This is a genomic window from Shewanella nanhaiensis (assembly GCF_019457885.1).
Lineage (GTDB): Bacteria > Pseudomonadota > Gammaproteobacteria > Enterobacterales > Shewanellaceae > Shewanella > Shewanella nanhaiensis.
The window spans coordinates 1-295 of record NZ_JAHZST010000076.1; the positions used below are offsets into that span (position 1 = coordinate 1).

The 295-nt window shown below is 40.7% G+C and carries 1 rRNA gene; it reads left to right on the forward strand.

What is annotated here, in order from left to right:
- Positions 1-193: 193 nt before the first annotated feature.
- Positions 194-295, forward strand: a 23S ribosomal RNA gene (locus tag K0625_RS24405); the annotation flags it as partial.

Genomic DNA, 295 nt, shown 5'->3' on the forward strand with positions numbered 1-295 from the left:
AAATAATTGAGTTCTCAAACACTTAAATCAAGTGTCGAACGCCTTTGTGAAAGCTATTTAATAGCAATTAACAAATGGAGTTCATGAGTATTCTTTTGGCGAAAGTAAACACCATTAGTTGCGATACGACTGTCTGAGCTTACCCGCTCAAGACAACGGATTGGTTTCTTTGTGAAACTTATTTGGGTTGTATGGTTAAGTGACTAAGCGTATACGGTGGATGCCTTGGCAGTCAGAGGCGATGAAGGACGTAGTAACTTGCGAAAAGCGTTGGCGAGCTAGTAACAAGCATTTG